Annotated in this window: 20 protein-coding genes; 11 read left to right on the top strand and 9 right to left on the bottom strand. The window is 67.0% G+C overall.

Annotated features, from left to right (window positions below):
• Positions 1-35 precede the first annotated feature (35 nt).
• The 4 genes from dnaN (at position 36) to RBB34_RS01360 (ending at position 3,692) form a co-directional block, all read left to right on the top strand.
• Complete coding sequence (gene dnaN, locus RBB34_RS01375; RefSeq protein ID WP_306117377.1) at positions 36-1,154, top strand: DNA polymerase III subunit beta; 1,119 nt, start codon at positions 36-38, stop codon at positions 1,152-1,154.
• 44 nt (positions 1,155-1,198) lie between these two features.
• Positions 1,199-2,356, top strand: a complete 1,158-nt coding sequence (gene recF, locus RBB34_RS01370) for a DNA replication/repair protein RecF (RefSeq protein WP_306117376.1) — start codon at positions 1,199-1,201, stop codon at positions 2,354-2,356.
• Positions 2,349-3,110, top strand: coding sequence for a molybdopterin-synthase adenylyltransferase MoeB (gene moeB, locus RBB34_RS01365; RefSeq protein WP_306117375.1), 762 nt, complete (start codon positions 2,349-2,351; stop codon positions 3,108-3,110). The genes recF and moeB overlap by 8 nt, the downstream gene beginning before the upstream one ends.
• A gap of 81 nt (positions 3,111-3,191) precedes the next feature.
• Complete coding sequence (locus RBB34_RS01360) at positions 3,192-3,692, top strand: hypothetical protein (RefSeq protein WP_306117374.1); 501 nt, start codon at positions 3,192-3,194, stop codon at positions 3,690-3,692.
• Positions 3,693-3,746: 54 nt separating this feature from the next.
• Here the strand turns inward: RBB34_RS01360 and RBB34_RS01355 are convergent, their stop codons facing one another.
• Positions 3,747-4,736 (bottom strand): D-glycerate dehydrogenase, encoded by a 990-nt coding sequence (locus tag RBB34_RS01355; protein WP_306117373.1) that lies wholly within the window; start codon positions 4,734-4,736, stop codon positions 3,747-3,749.
• 251 nt (positions 4,737-4,987) lie between these two features.
• Between RBB34_RS01355 and RBB34_RS01350 the strand changes: the two genes are divergently transcribed.
• A complete protein-coding gene (locus tag RBB34_RS01350) occupies positions 4,988-5,542 on the top strand; it encodes an SH3 domain-containing protein (RefSeq protein WP_306117372.1) in 555 nt (184 codons plus the stop codon).
• An 86-nt stretch (positions 5,543-5,628) separates the two neighbouring features.
• Here the strand turns inward: RBB34_RS01350 and irrA are convergent, their stop codons facing one another.
• Complete coding sequence (gene irrA, locus RBB34_RS01345) at positions 5,629-6,069, bottom strand: iron response transcriptional regulator IrrA (RefSeq protein WP_306117371.1); 441 nt, start codon at positions 6,067-6,069, stop codon at positions 5,629-5,631.
• A gap of 210 nt (positions 6,070-6,279) precedes the next feature.
• Between irrA and fabA the strand changes: the two genes are divergently transcribed.
• The 4 genes from fabA (at position 6,280) to RBB34_RS01325 (ending at position 10,667) form a co-directional block, all read left to right on the top strand.
• Positions 6,280-6,795 carry a 3-hydroxyacyl-[acyl-carrier-protein] dehydratase FabA gene (fabA, locus tag RBB34_RS01340; RefSeq protein WP_306117370.1) on the top strand — a complete coding sequence of 172 codons (516 nt, stop codon included), beginning with the start codon at positions 6,280-6,282 and terminating at the stop codon, positions 6,793-6,795.
• 50 nt (positions 6,796-6,845) lie between these two features.
• Positions 6,846-8,066, top strand: coding sequence for a beta-ketoacyl-ACP synthase I (gene fabB, locus RBB34_RS01335; RefSeq protein WP_306117369.1), 1,221 nt, complete (start codon positions 6,846-6,848; stop codon positions 8,064-8,066).
• Between the two features lie 24 nt (positions 8,067-8,090).
• Positions 8,091-8,900 (top strand): enoyl-ACP reductase FabI, encoded by an 810-nt coding sequence (fabI, locus tag RBB34_RS01330; RefSeq protein WP_306117368.1) that lies wholly within the window; start codon positions 8,091-8,093, stop codon positions 8,898-8,900.
• A 165-nt stretch (positions 8,901-9,065) separates the two neighbouring features.
• A complete protein-coding gene (locus tag RBB34_RS01325; protein WP_306117367.1) occupies positions 9,066-10,667 on the top strand; it encodes a bifunctional diguanylate cyclase/phosphodiesterase in 1,602 nt (533 codons plus the stop codon).
• A 6-nt stretch (positions 10,668-10,673) separates the two neighbouring features.
• Here the strand turns inward: RBB34_RS01325 and RBB34_RS01320 are convergent, their stop codons facing one another.
• The 5 genes from RBB34_RS01320 to RBB34_RS01300 form a co-directional block, all read right to left on the bottom strand.
• The gene (locus RBB34_RS01320) at positions 10,674-11,690 is read right to left on the bottom strand and encodes a class I SAM-dependent methyltransferase (protein WP_306117366.1); all 1,017 of its coding nucleotides are present in this window, start codon (positions 11,688-11,690) and stop codon (positions 10,674-10,676) included.
• A gap of 242 nt (positions 11,691-11,932) precedes the next feature.
• Positions 11,933-14,071: a polyribonucleotide nucleotidyltransferase gene (pnp, locus tag RBB34_RS01315; RefSeq protein ID WP_306117365.1), complete on the bottom strand. Its 2,139-nt coding sequence runs from the start codon at positions 14,069-14,071 to the stop codon at positions 11,933-11,935.
• Between the two features lie 284 nt (positions 14,072-14,355).
• The gene (rpsO, locus tag RBB34_RS01310) at positions 14,356-14,625 is read right to left on the bottom strand and encodes a 30S ribosomal protein S15 (RefSeq protein WP_306117474.1); all 270 of its coding nucleotides are present in this window, start codon (positions 14,623-14,625) and stop codon (positions 14,356-14,358) included.
• A 137-nt stretch (positions 14,626-14,762) separates the two neighbouring features.
• A complete protein-coding gene (locus RBB34_RS01305; protein WP_306117473.1) occupies positions 14,763-16,202 on the bottom strand; it encodes an aldehyde dehydrogenase family protein in 1,440 nt (479 codons plus the stop codon).
• A 95-nt stretch (positions 16,203-16,297) separates the two neighbouring features.
• Positions 16,298-16,837 carry an isoprenylcysteine carboxylmethyltransferase family protein gene (locus RBB34_RS01300; RefSeq protein ID WP_306117364.1) on the bottom strand — a complete coding sequence of 180 codons (540 nt, stop codon included), beginning with the start codon at positions 16,835-16,837 and terminating at the stop codon, positions 16,298-16,300.
• Between the two features lie 230 nt (positions 16,838-17,067).
• Here RBB34_RS01300 and RBB34_RS01295 point away from each other — a divergent pair, with 230 nt between their 5' ends.
• The gene (locus tag RBB34_RS01295; protein ID WP_306117363.1) at positions 17,068-17,907 is read left to right on the top strand and encodes an alpha/beta hydrolase; all 840 of its coding nucleotides are present in this window, start codon (positions 17,068-17,070) and stop codon (positions 17,905-17,907) included.
• On the opposite strand, the gene truB is transcribed toward RBB34_RS01295, so the two are convergent.
• Together truB and rbfA are read right to left on the bottom strand one after the other, a co-directional pair.
• Positions 17,879-18,817, bottom strand: a complete 939-nt coding sequence (truB, locus tag RBB34_RS01290) for a tRNA pseudouridine(55) synthase TruB (RefSeq protein ID WP_306117362.1) — start codon at positions 18,815-18,817, stop codon at positions 17,879-17,881. The two genes, RBB34_RS01295 and truB, sit on opposite strands and share 29 nt — an antisense overlap.
• Positions 18,818-18,855: 38 nt before the next feature.
• Positions 18,856-19,269 (bottom strand): 30S ribosome-binding factor RbfA, encoded by a 414-nt coding sequence (rbfA, locus tag RBB34_RS01285; RefSeq protein WP_306117361.1) that lies wholly within the window; start codon positions 19,267-19,269, stop codon positions 18,856-18,858.
• Positions 19,270-19,560: 291 nt separating this feature from the next.
• On the opposite strand from rbfA, the gene RBB34_RS01280 reads away from it, so the two are divergent.
• Complete coding sequence (locus RBB34_RS01280) at positions 19,561-20,154, top strand: acyloxyacyl hydrolase (RefSeq protein WP_306117360.1); 594 nt, start codon at positions 19,561-19,563, stop codon at positions 20,152-20,154.
• The last annotated feature ends 13 nt before the right edge of the window (positions 20,155-20,167 follow it).

Here is a 20,167-nt window from a genome sequence, read left to right as displayed (position 1 = left end):
TCCTGGCGGACACGAATGACCGGATTGCCGTAGCCATGCGCGTGACCCTTGAGCGAGCCGATCTTCTCACATCCCTCAACCACGTCCACCGCGTGGTCGAGCGGCGCAACACGATCCCGATCCTGTCGAACGTGCTGCTCAAGGCCGAGGGCTCCAGCCTGCAGATGACGGCGACGGACCTTGATCTGGAGATCAACGAGGCGGCGCCCGCCAGCGTGGAGCAGGCCGGGGCGACGACGGTGCCGGCGCATCTTCTTTACGACATCGTGCGCAAGCTGCCCGAGGGCGCCGAGGTGATGCTGGCGACCGACGAGGGCGGCCAGACCATGACGGTCGTCACCGGCCGGGCGCAGTTCAAGCTGCAGTGCCTGCCCGAATCCGATTTCCCTCAGATCGCCGCCGGCGAGTTCCCGCACAGTTTCCGGCTGGACAGCACCACGCTCAAGCGGCTGATCGAATCGACGCAGTTCGCCATCTCGACCGAGGAGACCCGCTACTATCTGAACGGCATCTATCTGCACACCGCCGAGGCCGATGGCGCCATCGTGCTGCGCGCGGTGGCGACCGACGGACACCGGCTCGCCCGCGCCGAAACCGAAGCGCCCGATGGCGCCGAGAGCATTCCCGGCATCATCATCCCGCGCAAGACGGTCGGCGAGGTGCAGAAGCTGGTCGACGATCCGGACATCTCGGTGCTCATCGAGCTTTCCGACAGCAAGATCCGGCTGACCATCGGCTCGGTCGTGCTGACCTCCAAGCTGATCGACGGCACGTTTCCGGACTATCAGCGCGTCATTCCCACCGGCAACGACCGCGAGATGACGATCGACAGAAAAGCGTTCACCAATGCGGTCGACCGCGTCTCGACCGTCTCTTCCGAGCGCGGCCGGGCGGTGAAGCTGGCCCTGTCCGATGGTCAGCTCACGCTTACGGTGAACAATCCCGATTCGGGCTCGGCGACCGAGGAACTGCCCGCCGGCTACGAGGCCGAACCGCTGGAGATCGGCTTCAATGCCCGATACCTGCTCGACATCGCCAGCCAGCTTTCGAGCGGCGACGTCAAGTTCGCCTTTGCCGACGCCGGCTCGCCGACGCTGATCGAGGATCCCGAGGACGCCCAGGCGCTTTACGTGCTCATGCCGATGCGCGTGTAGCGCCTCTGGCCAAACCAGGCACAAACGCCGCATATGGGCTCGCCATGAGCCGTTTTGTCAGCCTGTCGGAATTGCGCCTGACCGATTTCCGCAATTACCGGCACCTCGCCCTTGATCTGAGCGAACGCCACGTCGTGCTGACCGGGCCGAACGGGTCGGGCAAGACCAATCTGATCGAGGCGATCTCGCTGCTGTCGCCGGGCCGGGGCCTCCGGCGCGCGCAGCTTGCCGATATGGCGCGCGCCGGCAGCCAGGGCGGCTTTTCGGTGTTCGCGCGCCTGCGCGACGGCGGAGACGGCCATGCCGTGGGCACCGGCACGGCGGGCAACGGTTCAGGACAGGGCGAGGGAGCGACGCGCCGCGTGCGCATCGACGGGACCACGGCGCGCAGTGCCGACGAACTGCTCGAACTGGCGCGCATCCTGTGGCTGACGCCGGCCATGGACGGGCTGTTCACCGGCCCGGCCGGCGACAGGCGGCGCTTCCTCGACCGCATGGTGCTGGCGATCGACCCCGGCCATGCGCGCCGGGCAACCGAGTATGAAAAGGCCATGCGCCAGCGCAATCGCCTGCTCGAAGCGCCGCCCGAGCCGCAAGTCGATATCTGGCTCGACGGCATCGAGACGCAGCTTGCGGCGCTGGGCACGGCCATCATCGCGGCCCGCCAGGAACTCGTCGGCCTTCTGACCGGGCTCATCGACGAGGCCGGATCGGATCCGGGCCCGTTTCCGACGGCCGACATCGCCCTTGACGGCGAACTGGAGACCATGGCGCGCCAGGGCACCGCGTCGGCCGCGCTGCAGACGCATATGGAGCGTCAGCTTCGCCGCATGCGCCATCGCGAACGGGCCGCCGGCCGAACGCTGACCGGGCCGCACCGCGCCGATCTCAGCGTGCGCCACAGGACCAAGGCAATGGCGGCCGGACGCTGTTCGACCGGCGAGCAGAAGGCGCTGCTGACCGGCCTGGTGCTCGCCCATGCGGCGCTGACGGCGCGCATCAGCGGACTGACGCCGATCCTGCTGCTGGACGAGGTCGCCGCCCATCTCGATCCCGAGCGCCGGGCGGCGATGTTCGACCGGGTCCATGCGCTGGGCGGGCAGGCCTTCATGACCGGTACGGACCGGAGCCTGTTTGACGCGCTCGCAGGACGGGCCCAATATCTGCATGTCGAAGACGGATCCATGGTCCCCGATGCGTGATGACAAGCCCCTGTCGGCCAAGGAAATCGAGCGCTATGCGCGTCATATCGTGCTGCCCGAAATCGGCGGCGGTGGGCAGCAGGCCCTGCGGCGCGCCCGTGTGGCGGTGATCGGCGCGGGCGGGCTCGGCTCGCCCATTCTTGCCTATCTGGCGGCGGCGGGCGTGGGCCAGCTTACGATCATCGACGATGATCACGTCTCGCTGTCCAACCTGCAGCGGCAGGTGCTGCACCGGAGCCAGGACATCGGCGCGCCCAAGACCGCCAGCGCCTCACGCGCCATCGCCGCGCTGAACCCGCATGTGACGGTCGCAACGCACGATCATCGGCTTCATGCCCACAACGGGCGCACGCTGCTCGCCGGCCACGATGTCATCGTCGACGGGTCGGACAATTTCGAAACGCGCTACCTGGCTGCCGACCTTGCCGAGTCGCTGGCCATCCCTGTGGTCAGCGGCGCGATCGGCCGCTTCGACGGGTCGGTTACCGTGCTCGCCCCGCATCTGTCCGACGCCAATGGACGGCCCAATCCGCGCTATCGCGACCTTCATGCCGAGCCACCCGCGCCGGACGCCGTGCCCAGTTGCGCCGAGGCGGGCGTGCTCGGCGCGCTCGCCGGCGTCGTCGGCTCGCTGATGGCCACCGAGGCGATCAAGCTGATCACCGGCGCGGGCGAACCGCTCATCGGTCGGTTGCTGCTTTATGACGCACTTGGTCCGCGATTCGATGTGATCGGCTACCAGCGGCGCGCTTGACGCGGCGGTCGGTTGCCTTACCCTCCACAAAGACGGGCGCATGCCGCGCCAGGCCGCGGCAACGGAACTATTGGGGGTCCCATGGCGACTATGGCATTGTTGCTGACCTTGCTGGTCATCGCGAATCTCGCCGTTCTTTATCTTTACCTGGCGCGGTCTGCGCTGAGAAAGTCACTGTCACCGGACCGAACGGTCTGGCCGGTGATGGTGCCGCGCGACGGCGAAGGGGACCGGTTCCGATTCTTCGGACGGCGCCGACGGGCCGCCCGCGCGGCGGCCTCGAACCGGGCGGCCGGTACGCCGGAGCCGGCCGGGCCGGCCGAAGCCGCACCGCACGCGCCCGACGAAGGCGACGGGCAGCCGACAAGAGCGGCGATCGCACCGACGCCCGCGCCAGCGAGTGCATCCGCGCCCGCGCCCGCCGCCGCCAAGCCCGCCACCAAGACCAGCACCAAGAAGAAGGCGCCCGCGGCAAAGCCGAAGCGCACGAGCGGCGCGACCAAGGCCAAGGCCGGAAGCAAGACGGCCGCGGCCAAGCCGGCAAGCCGCAAGAAGGCCGACAGCCCGAGCCCCGGGCGATAGCCGTTCATCGTCATCTGCCCATGCGGTCCAGGGCGCGGGTGCGCCGAATGCCCGTCAGACCATCGAGGGCAGCACGCGATCGGGCGGGCGGTCGCCGCCGGCCATCATCTTGATGTTGATGATCACCTTCTCGCCCATCTCGATCCGCCCTTCCATCGTCGCCGAACTCATATGCGGCGTCAGGACGACCTTGCCCTGGGCCGCCAGACGGCAGAGCCGGGCATCGACCGATGGCTCGTGCTCGAACACATCGAGCCCGGCGCCGGCAATCCGGCCATCCTCGAGCAGTCGGATCATCGCCTCCTCGTCGATGATCTCGCCGCGCGCGGTGTTGACGAGGAAGGCGGTGGGCTGGAGCAGTTGCAGACGCCGCGCCGACAACAGATGAAAGGTCGCGGGCGTCGAGGGGCAGTTGACCGAGACGATGTCCATGCGCGCGAGCATCTGGTCCAGGCTTTCCCAATAGGTCGCCTCCAGCTCCTGTTCGATCGCGGCGGCGGTGCGACTGCGGTTGTGATAGTGAATGGCAAGGCCGAACGCCCTGGCGCGGCGGGCGACGGCGGTGCCGATGCGGCCCATGCCGACAATGCCCAGGCGCTTGCCGTGAATGCGGTGGCCCAGCATCCAGGTCGGTGACCAGCCCTGCCACTTGTCCTCGCCCAGCAGATAGCCGGCGCCTTCGACGATGCGGCGCGGAGCGGCGAGGATCAGCGCCATGGTCAAGTCCGCCGTGTCCTCGTTGAGGACATTGGGCGTGTTGGTGACGGTGATCCCCCTGGCATGGGCTGCGACGACGTCGATATTGTCGACGCCATTGCCGAAATTGGCGATGAGGCGCAACTGCGCGCCAGCGCCGTCGATCAGTTCGGCATCGATGCGATCGGTGACGGTCGGCACCAGCACGTCGGCCTCGGCCATCGCCGCCGCCAGGGCGGCGCGGTCGAACGGCGTGTCGTCGCGGTTGAGCCGCACGTCGAACAGTTCGCGCATGCGCGCCTCCACCCGATCGGGCAGGCGGCGCGTGACGATGACCAGCGGCTTCATGTCCAAAGGGCGTTTCCCTTGTCTTGGGCCGTGCGGACGGACTGGCGAGCGATACGGCGGCGCTGTTGAGGCCTCATTAACCAAACCATGGGACCATCGGGGCGCGCGGGCGGACGAGCCATCTCTAACAAGCCGACCGGCCGGTGCAAAGGGGATTGTGCCGAGCCCGAACCGCCGGCCCCCGCATCGCTGACGGCACCGCAGGGATGCCGACCGTGGCGCGGGCTCCTGTTCGAAAGATCGGATGTGCCATGCGTAAGCTCCTGATTGCGTTCATGATGTCGCTCCTGCTGTTTCCGGCCGCGTGGACCGAGGCAAGCTGGGCCCAGACGACCGGGTCGATCTCACGCGGTCCCAGCGGCCTGCCGCTACCGCGCTTCGTCAGCCTGAAGGCGGAACGGGTGAACATGCGGGTGGGACCGGGCAAGCAGTACGCGGTCGCCTATCGCTACATGCGTTCGGGCCTGCCGCTCGAGATCATCCAGGAGTACGACAACTGGCGGCGCGTGCGCGATTCGGAGGGCGACACCGGCTGGATCCACGGCTCGCTGCTGTCGGGCACCCGGACGGCGATCGCAACGCCCTGGCGCAATGCCGATGATGCCGACGATGTCATCACGCTCTATCGCGAGCAACGGGCCGGCGCCGATCCGGTGGCAATGCTGCAGCCAGGCGTCGTCGGACGCATCGAGGCTTGCGACGGCGCGTGGTGCGAACTCGAGGTCCGCCATGGCGACAGGACGCTGAGCGGCTTCGTCGCCCAGGCCGACCTGTGGGGCGCCTATCCGGACGAGGTGATCGAGTAGGGCTTCAAGCGGCGGCCGGACCGGTCGGTCGGGACGCTCGTCCCTGGCCGACACTTGCCCTTTCGCCGAAGGGCAAAAAGGCCGACCTACCGCCGGCGGCGCTTCGGCCGCAGGCGGATCACCACGTCGACATTGGCGATTTCCATGCCCTCGGGCGGCTGTGGCAGATTGTCGACCGTCACCGTGCCATCGGGCACGTCCATCACCTCATTGGTGTGTTCGAAGAAGAAATGGTGGTGGTCGGTGGTGTTGGTGTCGAAATAGGTGCGCTGGCCCTCGACGGCGAGAATGCGCAACAGGCCGGCCTCGGTGAACTGGTGCAAGGTGTTGTAGACCGTGGCGAGCGAAACCGGCACGCCGGCGGCCACCGCCTCGCGGTGAAGATCCTCGGCCGCGATGTGGCGGTCGCTATCGGCGAACAGCATGTCGGCCAGCGCCACGCGCTGGCGCGTCGGCCGCAGTCCGACCGACTGGAGTATGGTGCGCGTGTCGGCCTTGTGCGGCCGGCTTTCGGCAATCGGGCTCATGCCATTCCAAAAAAGGCTTGCAGCAACAGGCATTTTCCCTGTTGCTTCCGTCCGAATTCATATATTCGCATTGCCATGATTTATCAATAGATCGGCACGGCTGCCTGCCGGCGCCGGCCAGCCCAGAGACGGCACGTGCGCGCACACGGCGCGGGCCGTTCTCATGATCGGCGCGAGCAAGACGAACCACTCCGGAGGAACGAAGACTGCATGGCCGAACAGAAGTCCAGCTATGACTACGAGGAAATCCTGGCGTGCGCGCGCGGCGAATTGTTCGGGCCCGGCAATGCGCAGTTGCCGGCACCGCCCATGCTCATGTTCGACCGCATCACCGAAGTCTCACAGACAGGCGGCGCCCATGGCAAGGGCGCGATCCGCGCCGAGTTCGACATCAAGCCGGACCTGTGGTTCTTCGCCTGCCATTTCATCGGCGATCCGGTGATGCCGGGCTGCCTGGGGCTCGATGCGATGTGGCAACTCACCGGGTTCTTTCTTGGCTGGCTTGGGGAACCGGGCAAGGGCCGGGCGCTTTCCACTGGCGAAGTCAAGTTCACCGGCATGGTTACGCCCGAAACGCGGCTCGTCGAATATGGCGTGGACTTCAAGCGCGTCATGCGCGGGCGGCTGGTGCTCGGCATCGCCGACGGGTGGATGAAGGCCGACGGCGATACCATCTACCGGGCAAGCGACTTGCGGGTCGGCCTGTTCAAGGACCCGTCCGGCTGAGCGGTCGCCGGTGAAGAACCAGCCTCGGGTCCCAGGTACAGGAACAGACTATGAAACGCGTGGTCATCACAGGCATGGGGATCGTCTCGTCCATCGGCGACAACGTGGACGAGGTGATGGAATCGCTCAGACAGGCGCGGTCGGGCATCAGCCGCGCCGAGGAATACGCCGAACTGGGCTTTCGCTGCCATGTGCACGGGGCGCCCAGGCTCGATCCGTTCAGCGTGCTGGACCGGCGCGAGGCGCGCTTTCTGGCCCGCGGCTCGGCCTGGAACTATGTCGCCATGCAGCAGGCGATCGCCGATTCCGGGCTTGGCGAGGATCTTGTCAGCCATGAGCGCACGGGCATCATCATGGGTTCGGGCGGACCGTCGACGCGGACGATCTTCGAGGCGGCCGAACTGACCCTCAAGAACACGTCGCCCAAACGGATCGGCCCGTTCGCGGTGCCCAAGGCGATGTCCTCGACCGCTTCGGCGACGCTCGCCACGCCGTTTCGCATCCTGGGCGTGAACTATTCGATCTCCTCGGCCTGCGCCACCTCCAACCACTGCATCGGCAATGCCTATGAGCAGATCCAGATGGGCAAGCAGACCATCGTGTTCGCCGGCGGCAGCGAGGATCTGGACTGGACGATGTCGAACCTGTTCGACGCCATGGGCGCGATGTCGACCAAGCACAACGACACGCCGTCGACCGCTTCGCGCGCCTATGACGTCAGTCGCGACGGCTTCGTGATCGCCGGCGGCGCGGGCGTGCTGGTGCTCGAGGAACTCGAACACGCAAGGGCGCGCGGCGCCAGGATCTATGGCGAGATCGTCGGATACGGCGCGACTTCGGACGGCTACGACATGGTCGCGCCGTCGGGGGAAGGCGCGGTGCGCTGCATGAAGATGGCGCTGTCGACGACCAGCGGCGACGTCACCTACATCAACACGCACGGAACATCCACGCCGGTCGGCGACGAGCGCGAGATGGACGCGATCCGTCAGGTCTTCGGCGACCGGCTGCCGCACATCTCCTCGACCAAGTCGCTGACCGGGCATTCGCTGGGCGCGACCGGGGTGCAGGAAGCGATCTACACGCTGTTGATGATGAACAACCGCTTTGTCTGCGAGAGCGCGCATATCGAAGAGCTCGATCCGAAATTCGAGGACATGCCGGTGGCGCGCGCGCGCATCGACGATGTCGATTTCGACATCGCGATCTCCAATTCGTTCGGCTTTGGCGGCACCAATGCGACGCTCGCCTTCCAGAGATTCGACAGCTGACAAGAATGACAAGAGGGACCTGCCATGGGCGGTTTGATGGACGGCAAGCGCGGGCTGATCATGGGCGTTGCCAATGATCACTCGATTGCCTGGGGGATAGCCAGGGCCGTGGCGGCGCAGGGGGCCGAACTGGCCTTCACCTATCAGAGCGAGGCGCTGGGCAGGCGCGTCAAGCCGCTGGCCGACAAGGTCGGCTCGAAACTGGTGATGCCGTGCGACGTCGAGGACGTGGCGACCGTCGCGGACGTGTTCGCGACGATCGGTTCGGAATGGGGCGGGCTCGACTTCGCCGTTCACGCGATCGGGTTCACCGACCGCACCCAGCTCAAGGGCCGCTATGTCGATGTGACCACGCGCGAGAACTTCGTGCGCACCATGGTCATTTCGGCCTACTCGTTCACCGAGATGGCGCAACATGCCGCGCCGCTGCTCAACGAGGGCGCCTCGCTGCTCACGCTGACCTATGGCGGGTCGATCAAGGTCATGCCCAACTACAACGTCATGGGCGTTGCCAAGGCGGCGCTCGAGGCGTCGATGCGCTATCTGGCCGCCGACTTCGGCAATCACCACATCCGCGTGAACGCGCTGTCGGCCGGGCCGATGCGCACCCTCGCCGGCTCGGGCGTATCGGATGCGCGGCTGATGTACAACTTCCAGCAGAAGAACTCGCCGCTGGGTCGGGCGATCAATCTCGACGACATCGGCGGGGCCGGCCTCTATCTGCTTTCGGACCTGTCGAGCGGGGTGACCGGCGAAGTGCACTATGTCGACAGCGGCTACAACATCATGTCGATGCCGCGGCTCGACGAACTGCGCCGCACCGAGACGATCTGACCGCCGCCCTGCGGGTGGCCCGATCGCGGCATCTGCGTGGGTGCGCGATGCAGACCGGATGCGGGTGCCCGAACCGTTCCACGCGGTTAATAGGCGCCATTGCGCCGACCAGTTTCAACGCTTCTTAGGTTTTTGCTGGCATGCTCGCTCGTCGAAGAGGGCAGGATGCACACGGACACCACGCAGACGCGCACACGCCTTTTCAGGGCGGTCACCATTTTCGCAAGCGGCATGGGCGCGGCCATCCTGGCGCTTTGGGCCATGGACATCGCCGGACTGGACCTTGCCGGTCGCAGCGATGCCTCGGTGATCGGCGCCATCGTGCTGGGGCTGGCGACGCTGGCCGGAGCGGGCAGCGCGCATGCCTATTTCGTCGGCAGCGACGATACAAGCGACGCCTATGAAATGCTCCTGAACACCGATCCGGTGACGGGCCTTCTGTCGCGCAAGGGCTTTGCCGACGCGCTCGTGCGGCAGATGGAGGCCGAGGACAATGCCAGCGGGCTCAAGCGCTCCTTCCTGATCAGCCTCGATTTCGATTCCCTGCGTGATTTCAACGATGTGTATGGCATGGAGACGGGCGACGCGCTGCTGAAGGTGTTCGGCGAACGTCTGCGCCGCATCGTCGACGATGCGGGGCTGATCGCGCGCACCAGCGGCGGCGAATTCGTCGTCGTTCTGGCTGGCACGCATGACGAGCGCGAACTGCGGGCCGCGGTCGACGCCCTGCTCGGCGTGATGTCGCTGCCGGTGCGCGTGGGGCAGGCCTCGCATTCGGTATTCTGGAATGCCGGAGTTGCCGAGATCCACCACCGCAAGTCCTCGGTCGAACGCATGTTGCGCAACGCCAATCTGGCCCGCGCCAATGCGCGCACGGCGAGCCGCGGCACCTGGTCGATCTACCATCCCGAGATGAGCCAGGTCGCGGCCTATCGAAGCTGGATCGAGGCCGAACTGCACGGCGCCATGCAGCGCGAGGAACTGCATCTGAACTACCAGCCCAAGGTGTCGGCCAGCACCGGCGAGACGCTCGCCTATGAAGCGCTGTTGCGCTGGAACCACCATCGAAAGGGGATCATCCCCCCATCGGAGTTCATTCCGGTGGCCGAGCATTGCGGGCTGATCCAGCAGATCGGCGACTTCGTCCTGCGGCAGGTGTGCGAAGACCTGACGGTGCTGCCGCCGCACATCACGGTGTCCGCCAATGTCTCGCCGGCGCAGTTCCGGCGCGACGATTTCGTGCCCAACCTGGCGCGCCTGCTGACCGAGACCGAGACCGATCCGGCGCGCCTGGAAATCGAGATCACCGAATCGCTGCTCATCCGCAACCATGTGGCCATGCGGCGCGTCCTCGATTCCCTGCGCGAACTGGGCGTGACGCTGGCCATCGACGATTTCGGGACGGGCTATTCGAACCTGTCGAACCTGTCCGAGCTCAGGTTCCATACGTTGAAGATCGACAAGTCCTTCGTCGACCGGCTGGGCGATCACGATCCGTCCGCCGGCGCCATGGTCTCGTCGATCGTGGGCATGGCGCGCTCGCTGGGCGCCGAAGTTGTGGCCGAGGGCGTTGAGACCGACGCCCAGGCGACGATGCTCAAGGCGGCCGGATGCATGATCATGCAGGGATATCTGTACGGCCGCCCGGTGCCGCTGTCGACGATCCTGCGCGAACAGCAGGCCGACGAAGAGGCCGACGAGCGCGAGGCGCTGCTCGATCAGGCCGACAATGTCTACCGCCTGCCGAGCCTGGCCGCCGCCGGCTGACCGGCGCTATCGCACCGGCCTCATCGCCTCGATCACCTTGAAGCCCTGCGCCTGCGCGCAAAGCCACATCCTTGCAAAACGCGCCCTGATGTCATCCTCATAGGGAAGGTGCCGGTTCGCGACCATCAGCAGCCGGCCATTGGCCACGAGCGCGGCGGCGGCCGCGGCGATGAAGGCCCGGCCGAGATCCGGGTCGCCCCGACGGCCGGCGTGAAAGGGCGGGTTCATGACGACGACGTCATAGCGGCGCGGCGGGGTTTCGCGCGTCAGGTCGAGCCAGTGCGCGGCGACCGGCACGGTACCGGCGCGGGGACGCAGATTGGCGAGCGCCGCGTCGAGCGAGGGCTTGTGCGCCTCGACCAGATCGAGCGTTTCGGGCCGGCCGCGCGCCAGGATTTCGGCGCCAAGATAGCCCCAGCCCGCACCGAAGTCGGCCACGGCACCGGCAATGCGCCCATCGATATGACCGGCAAGCAGCGCCGAACCCGCATCGATCCTTTCGGCCGAGAACATGCCCGGCGCGGCAACCAAGCCCGGCGCCGGCGTGGTTTGGGCGAGCGCGACGTCGGCAAGCGCGTTCGCCTCGGCCGCGAACCAGACCACGAGCCCGTGGTGCTTGGCGAGCGCGCCCAGCGGCGCAAGGCGGGCGGCAAGCCATTTTCTGATGGCCGCCGCACCCAGCGATTTCGGCCCTGAAAACACCACCGGCGCACCGGGCCTGACCATGCGGGCAGCGCGCGCGATCCGCGCCTGGTTCAACCGCCGATGCTTGCCCAGCAACACCAGCGCCCCGTCGAAGCGGCCGGCCGGTGCATCGGCAAGGGCGGGCGTTGTTGCGAAGCCGGCATCTTGCAGGTCGAGGAAGGCACCGCGCCCGGGCTGCTCGCAGACAAGGTCTGCCCCGGCGAAGATATCGCCGACAAGCGAATCGCCGACGGCGCCCAAGAACGCCCATTTGCCCGCCGGCAGCGGCAGGTCGCCCGTCTCGAACGGCAGCAGCGTGCGGATGGCGTCATCGGTCATGGGCGCTGGTTTCCCTCGTCACCCGCGCACGCGCACGTGCGACGGCCCGTCAGCCTCGGGCGCATGCGGGACGTCCCCACAACCCGGCCCTGCGTCCGGGCATATCGGGTCCTTAGCATGCGCTCGCGCGCAACCGAGGATGACGGCGGCGGGCCGATGACCGCGGGCGACGCACCAGCCGGCATGCCCCGATTGAGGCAAGGGAAGGCATGCCCGCCCGAGATGACGAGGGAGAAGCGCCCTCAGTCGGCCACCTCTTCACGCTTCTTGCGCTCGATTTCCTTGCCGGTCTCCTGGTCGACGACCTTCATGGACAGGCGCACCTTGCCGCGCTCGTCAAAGCCCATCAGCTTGACATAGACCTTGTCGCCTTCCTTGACGACATCGGTCGTCTTGCCGACGCGCTCGGGGGCGAGCTGGGAGATGTGCACCAGCCCGTCCTTGGGACCGAAGAAGTTGACGAAGGCGCCGAAATCGGCGGTCTTGACGACCGTGCCCTGATAGATCTCGCCGACTTCCGGCTCGGCCACGATGGTGTGGATCCAGTGCTTGGCCGCCTCGATCTCCTTGGCCGAGGACGAGGCGATCTTGACCGTGCCGTCGTCCTCGATGTTGATCTTGGCGCCGGTCTTCTCGACGATCTCGCGGATCACCTTGCCGCCCGCGCCGATGACGTCGCGGATCTTGTCGACCGCGATGTTCATCACCTCGATGCGAGGGGCGAACTCGCCCAGTTCGGCACGGCTTTCCGACAGGGCGCTCGCCATTTCGCCCAGGATATGGGCGCGGCCGTCCTTGGCCTGGCCGAGAGCGATCTTCATGATCTCCTCGGTGATGCCGGCGATCTTGATGTCCATCTGCAGCGAAGTGATGCCGGTCGACGTGCCGGCGACCTTGAAGTCCATGTCGCCCAGATGATCCTCGTCGCCCAGAATGTCGGAGAGCACGGCGAAGTCCTCGCCTTCAAGGATCAGCCCCATGGCGATGCCGGCGACCGGCGCCTTGATCGGCACGCCCGCATCCATCAGCGCCAGCGAGGTGCCGCACACGGTCGCCATCGACGACGAGCCGTTGGACTCGGTGATCTCGGAGACCACGCGCAGCGTGTAGGGAAACTCCTCGGGCTCGGGCAGCACCGGATGGATGGCGCGCCAGGCCAGCTTGCCATGGCCGATCTCGCGGCGGCCGGGCGAGCCCATGCGGCCCGCTTCACCGACCGAATAGGGCGGGAAGTTGTAGTGCAGCAGGAAGTTTTCCTTGTAGGTGCCGGTCAGCGAGTCGACATATTGCTCGTCCTCGCCGGTGCCAAGCGTGGCGACGACCATGGCCTGCGTTTCGCCGCGTGTGAAGATTGCCGAGCCGTGCGTGCGCGGGAAGACACCGACCTCCGAGACGATCGGGCGGACCGTCGACAGGTCGCGGCCGTCGATGCGCGTCTTGGACTTGAGGATATTGCCGCGCACGACCTTGGCCTGAAGGTCCTTGAAGACCGACTTGATCTGCTCGGGGTTCCACGCCGGATCCTCGGCGCCTTCGGGATAGAGCGTCTCGAACACCTTGCGCATGGCCGCATCGACGGCCTCGTAGCGCGCGCCCTTGTCGGTGATCTTGTAGGCCTCGGCCAGTTCGTCCGAAATCAGCCCGCTCATCGTCGCTTCGAGTTCGGAAAGATCCTCGGGCTGGTAGTCGCGCGGTTCCTTGGCGGCGACCTCGGCCAGCTTGATGATCGCGCTGATCACCGGCTGGAACGCCTTCTGGCCGAACATCACGGCGCCGAGCATGGTCTCCTCGTCCAGCTCCTGCGCCTCGGATTCGACCATCAGCACGGCTTCCGACGTGCCGGCGACGATCAGGTCAAGCGCGGTCTCGTCCATCTCGTCGACATGCGGGTTGAGCACGTAGTCGCCGTTGATGTAGCCGATGCGGGCGGCGCCGATCGGGCCCATGAAGGGCACGCCCGACAGGGTCAGCGCCGCCGAGGCGCCGATCATGGCGACGATGTCGGGATCGTTTTCGAGATCGTGCTGCAGCACGGTGAGCACGACCTGGGTCTCGTTCTTGTAGCCGGGCGCGAACAGCGGCCGGATCGGCCGGTCGATGAGGCGCGAGGTCAGCGTCTCCTTTTCGGTGGGCCGGCCCTCGCGCTTGAAATAGCCGCCCGGTATGCGCCCGGCCGCGAAGGTCTTTTCCTGATAGTTGACGGTGAGCGGGAAGAAGTCGCGCCCCTCGCGCGCCGTCCTCTCGGAGACGACGGTGGCGAGCACGACCGTCTCGCCATAGGTGGCGAGCACCGCGCCGTCGGCCTGGCGGGCGATCTTGCCGGTTTCGAGCGTGAGCGTGCGGCCGCCCCACTCCAATTCCACTTTGTGGTGATCGAACATGTCTTGTCCTTCTTCAATGGCGGCGCGGCGCCGGCTCGCGGCCGGCGGGCACCTGGCTTTGCGGTTTTCGAACCTGAGCCCGGGCAAGACGACCCGATGCTTGAAACGCCCCGGCGCGATGCGCGCCCTTATGGGTCAAGCAGCCGGCAATCCTGCCCCGCGGCCCCAACTCGTTGGGTGACCGGCGCCCCGCCATCGCGGTCACGCCGGCCGACACAGGCGCATTGTCCCCCGCCTGACAAGGGAAAGGCGGGCCCGCCACCCGGCAGGCCCGCCCGAACGCGTCAGCGACGAATGCCCAGTTCCTTGATCAGGGACTGGTATCGCGCCTCTTCCTTGCTCTTGAGATAGTCCAGCAGCTTGCGGCGCTGGGACACCATCTTGAGCAGACCACGGCGGGAGTGATTGTCCTTGGTGTGGCCCTTGAAGTGCTCGGTGAGGTTGTTGATCCGCTCGGTGAGCACCGCGACCTGCACTTCCGGCGAGCCGGTGTCACCGGCCTTGGTCGCAAATTTCTGGATCAGTTCCGCCTTACGCTCGGCAGTGATCGACATCGGGCTTCCTTTCATCGATTTCAAGGGGTGTCCGTCGCCCATTGCCGGGATGTCGTCCAGCAAGGGCCGTTAGCGCGCCGATCGGAATCGGGCCGCGCTGGCGCGGCTATAGTCCATTTGCCGCAAGAAGGAAAGACCTACGGCCGGCTCAGCACTTTCACCTCGGTGAAGTCCTCAAGACCCCAGACGCCGCCCTCGCGGCCATTGCCGGACTGCTTGTAGCCGCCGAACGGGTGGCCCGCCGACAGCCCCGCGCCGTTGACGCGCACCATGCCGGCGCGCAGGCGCCGGCCGACACGGCCGCCCTTTTCGGCATCGGCCGTCCACAGATAGGCGGCGAGCCCGTAGGGCGTGTCATTGGCGATCGATACCGCCTCGTCCTCATCGCCCGAAAACGGGATCATCGACAGAACCGGGCCAAAGATTTCCTCGCGGGCGATGGTCATGTCGTTGGAGACGTCGGCGAAGACGGTCGGCCGCGCATACCAGCCGCGGTTGAGCCCCTCCGGCCGGCCGGGGCCGCCGGCGACGAGCCGGGCGCCCTCGGCGATGCCGGTCTCGATCAGGCTTTGAACCTTGTCGAACTGGGCGCCCGAGACCAGCGGGCCGATATGGGCGCCGGGCTCGCGCGGGCTGGCGACGCGGGTTTCCTCGGCCACGGTGCGGGCGAGATCGACCGCATCGTGATAGACATCGCGGGCGACGATCATGCGTGTCGGTGCGTTGCAGGACTGGCCGGTGTTCTCCATGACGAACTCGACGCCGTTGCGCACCGCCTTTTCGACATCGGCATCGGCGAAGACGATGTTGGGCGACTTGCCGCCCAGTTCCAGTGTGACACGCTTGATCGAGGCGGCGCTGCCGGCCATCACCGCGCTGCCGGCCCGCGTGGAGCCGGTAAAGCTCATCATGTCGATGTCCGGATGGTTAGACATGGCTTCGCCGACCGTCGGACCGTCGCCATTGACCAGGTTGAACACGCCCCTTGGAAAGCCGGCCTCGTGCACCATCTCGGCGAAGACGAGCGCGGAGAGCGGTGCGATCTCGGACGGCTTGAGCACGCAGGTGCAGCCCGTGGCAAGGGCCGGCAGAACCTTGAGTGCGATCTGGTTGAGCGGCCAGTTCCACGGCGTGATCAGCCCGCACACGCCGATCGGCTCGCGGATGATCGTCTCGCGCTCGCTGAACCTTTCCTCCCATGCGAAATCGTCCATCGCCCTGAGGAATCCGCGCATGTGCCATGGCCCGGTCGGAGCCTGTTCGGCCCTGGCGAAATCGATCGGGGCGCCCATCTCCAGCGAGATCGCTTCGGCGAGGTCGTCGAGCCGGCCCTTCATGATGGCGCCCAGGCGCTCGAGCCCGGCGCGCCGTTCGGCGACCGGCGTCGCCGCCCAGCCGTCAAAGGCGGCGCGCGCGGCGGCGACCGCCCGATCGACATCGGCGGCGCTGCCCAGCGAGATCACCGCGCAGGCTTCTTCGGTCGACGGATCGTGGACGTCGAAATCGTTCGGCGTGGCCGGATCGACCCATTGACCGTCAATGTAGAACTGGCGTTTTTCGATCATGGCGCACTCCATCGGCAGCAAGGCAGATCGGCCCGCGCGATCGGGCCACACAGCGCGATCTATGCCCGGTCACCGCTCAATGCAATCGGCACGATTGCACGCTGGGCCTACAAAATGCCAGGCAGGAAGCGCGCCCGCCCCTTCTTGAAGGCGGCATATTCGTCGGCGAGCGCGGTCGCGGCAAAGCGCGCCTCTTCGCCCTGCGCCGCGCGCCAGTAAATGCCCAGCATGCCGAAGGCGAGCACGAACATCCACCACACGCCGGTCGCCAGCGCCCCGCCGAACCAGAACACGATATAGGAGGTGTAGAAGGGATGGCGGACGTAGCGATACGGACCGGTGGTCACCAGCGTTTCGGGATTGGCGTCGGTGAAGGCGGCGAGCAGCCGCGCCTTGCGCGTTGCGCGGATCGCCAGCCAGAACACGGCGAAGGCGATGACCTGCAGGGAAAGACCGGCCAGTTGCACGGCCGGTCGCTGCTCGACGGTCCAGGTCAGCCAGGCGATCAGCGCAGCCATGGCGAAGACCATCATCGCAATCAGCTTGGCGCCCGCCTCCAGCCGGTCCGACCTGAAATGCGCCTTGGCCGACCAGACATAGGCGACCAGCGTGCCGAGCACCATCAATGTCACAGCTAGGTCCAGCACGGCTCTGCCCGCGAAACGACGATCCGATGCGGTGCGGACCAGACAACCGCATTGGTGGCCAATCATGACCGGCATTGGTTAACGGAGACCTTCGGCTGCATGGAAAATGCCGGTGTCCGGCACAATCGCCTCTTGACATGGCGCTGGTATGGTCGGGGCACGAAAGGGGCGGAGCCGGCATGGGCATCGACCTACAACACAGGCTGCAAACCCGGTCCGGTCGGATCGCGGTGCGTGAACGAGCGGGGCGGGCCGGGTCGGCCTGTGTCGTTTTCCTGCACGGGTCGGGCTTTTCCTCCGGCGTGTTCGACCGGCAGTTCGCCAGCCCGGATCTGGCCGGCTTGCGGCTGCTGGCCATCGATCTGCCCGGCCATGGCGCGTCCGATCCGGCGCGCGACCCCGCCGCCACCTACTGCTTCGGCGGTCTGGCGGGCGTGGTCGGCGAGGTGCTCGCCGCGCTCGATCCCGGGCGGGTCGTGCTCGTCGGCTGGTCGCTGGGCGGGCATGTGGCGCTCGACATGCTCGACGAGAACCCGCGCGTGGCCGGCGCGCTGATCATGGGCGCGCCGCCGCTGCCCGCAAACACGCTCGGTTCGCTGCGCGGGCTGCACTTCTCGCGCGACATGCTGCTCGCTTCCAAGGCCCGGTTCAGCCAGACCGATGCGGCCCGTTTCGAGCGGCTGTGCCTTGGCGTGTATGCCGATGGTCGCCATGTGCCCGCCTTGCGGTCGGTCGACCCGAAGGCGCGGCCCATGCTGGCGCGGAGCGTCTTTTTCGGCCACAATCGCGACCAGCGAGCCGTGGCGATGAACGCCCGCAAGCCGCTCGTCATCGTCCACGGCGAGGACGATCCGGTCATCCGCACCAGCTACATGCGTTCGGTCATCGAGGCGCCGCAGTTCGGCGGGCGTGGCCACATGCTGATCGGGGCGGGCCATGCGCCCTTCATGCAGGCGCAGGGCCGGTTCGAGGCGATCCTTGCCGAATTCGTCGAAGACCTTGCCGCCCGCAGTGACCGGCCGGCGGCGCGCGGCGAACCGGTCAGGCCTTCAGGACGCGCCGCGGCTTGAAGCAGCCATGGGCGATCTCGCCGATCGCCAGCAGCCGGCCCTTGTGAAAGGCGCAGGCCTCGTCTTCGGCAAGCGGGGCGTCACGGCCGCGAATGATCGCGTCATTGCCCAGCCGGATGCGCCGCGCCTGGTCGTCGGAGAGCTCGACGCGCGGGAAGCCGGCCATCGCATCGCCCGGCTTCAGCAGCATGGCATCGAGCGCAGCGTGCTGCGCCTGCCGGTCCTCGCCGGCGTCACCGGCCGCCCGTTCGAGCGCGGCGAGCGTGACCGCGTCGGCCTCCTCGAACGGGTCGACGACGGTGCGGCGCAGCGCGCAGACATGGCCGAAACAGCCCAGATCGCGGCCCATGTCGCGCGCCAGCGCACGCACATAGGTCCCCTTGCCGCATTCGACCTCGAACTCGGTGGTCGCGCCGTCATGGGCAAGGATGTCCAGCCGGTCGATCTCGATCTCGCGGGCCGCGATCTGGGCCGCCTCGCCCTGGCGGGCCAGCGCATGGGCGCGTTCGCCGCCGATCTTGATCGCCGAGAACTGCGGCGGGCGCTGGCTGATCACGCCGGTATAGCGCGGCAGCAACGCCTCGATCGCCGCCCGCTCGGGGCGCGCATCGGCGGTTTCCACCGTCTCGCCTTCGGCGTCGTCGGTCGTCGTCTGCCTGCCCCAGCATACCGTGAAGCGATAGATCTTCGTGCCGTCCATGACATAGGGAACGGTCTTTGTCGCCTCGCCGAGCGCGATCGGCAGGATGCCGGTGGCGAGCGGATCGAGCGTGCCCGCATGGCCGGCCTTCTGCGCGCCGAACAGCCATTTGACCTTCGAGACCGCCTGCGTCGAGCCGAGCCCCAGCGGCTTGTCGAGCACGAGCCAGCCCGAGACGGGACGGCCCTTCTTCTTGCGTTGGCGGCTCATTGCGGGTCCATCGGCCTTGCGGTCGTCATCGGCCGGCCTCACCCATCGTCATCGTCACGATCGTCGAGATCCCGGCGCACCTTGTCCGACTTCAGCAGTGCGTCGATGCGCTCGAAATTGTCAAAGCTGGTATCGAGCCGGAAGCGGAACTCGGGCATGAACTTCATCTGTCCCAGTTCGCGCGACAGCCGGCCGCGGATGAACCTGGCATTGCGGGCGAGCGCCTTGACGACGGGCTGCGGGTCCTCGCGCCCGAGCGCGGTGACATAGGCTGTGGCGACCTTCAGGTCCGGCGACATGCGCACCTCGCTGACCGTGATCACCGCCCCGTCGAGCTCGGGATCGGCGATCTCGCCGCGCTGCAACAGGCCTGTCAGGGCATGGCGCACATGCTCGCCAACGCGCAGCTGGCGCTGCGACGGGCCGGCATCGCTGTGTCGTGTGGCTGGCAACAAGGCCTCCCCATGGTCCGCATTGGCCGCACCGTCTCCGGCGGGCGGTCATGCGCGGCACGTTCGTGATCTGCTTGCGGCGACACGCCCATGTGGCGGCCGCAGCGTTCGCGCTCATATCTCCGCGATGGCCCGACATTTCAAGGGCCGCGCCATCGCTATCGAACCCGGATCGGACACGCTCGCCCCTTTCGGGTTGTAATCTCGGGTTGTAATCGCACCATTGCCGGCATCGCGGCGGCGCGCTACTGTCGCATCCGATTGCGCATGCGACCGCGGGACCGAACGCAGATGGGATTTGTCTGGACGCATATGCGATGGGCCGCGGCGATCGTGCTGGGGTTCACGGTGTGGACGACGGCTGCCGGGGCGAACGAGGTTCCGCGATCCGGCCCGGTCCTTGGCAAGCATGCCGACCGGATGGAGATCCGGTTCGGCGGCGCGCTGCACGATCGCGGTTTCCTGACCGTGCACGAGGCCGATGGGTTCGTCGTCAACGGCGAATTGCTGTTCCGCTCGCCCGACCTGCTGGCGCGACTGGGCGCGCCTCGCCCCTATATCGGCGCAAGCTATGCGTTCGTCGAGGACGGCGCCACGCCGGTTCAGTTCATCTATGCTGGCCTGAACTGGCAGGTGCACTGGACCGAGCGCGTCTATACCGGTTTCAGCCTTGGCGGCGCGGTCAACGATGCCGACCTGTCGGCGGGTTCGCCCAATTGGGGGCTGGGCTGCAACGCCTCGTTCCATCTGGCGGCGAGCGCGGGGGTCGACCTGACCGACCGCGTATCGGTCGAGATCTTCGGCGATCACTTCTCCAATGCCGAGCTGTGCTTCAGCAATGGCGGTCACGAAACCGCCGGCATGCGGATCGGTGTGAGGTTCTGAACCGATGAGAGCC

This window comes from Roseitalea sp. MMSF_3546 (genome assembly GCF_030732865.1).
GTDB lineage: Bacteria > Pseudomonadota > Alphaproteobacteria > Rhizobiales > Rhizobiaceae > Roseitalea.
The sequence above is the reverse complement of the archived record's forward strand: the minus strand, read 5'-3'. Positions and strand labels throughout refer to the sequence as shown.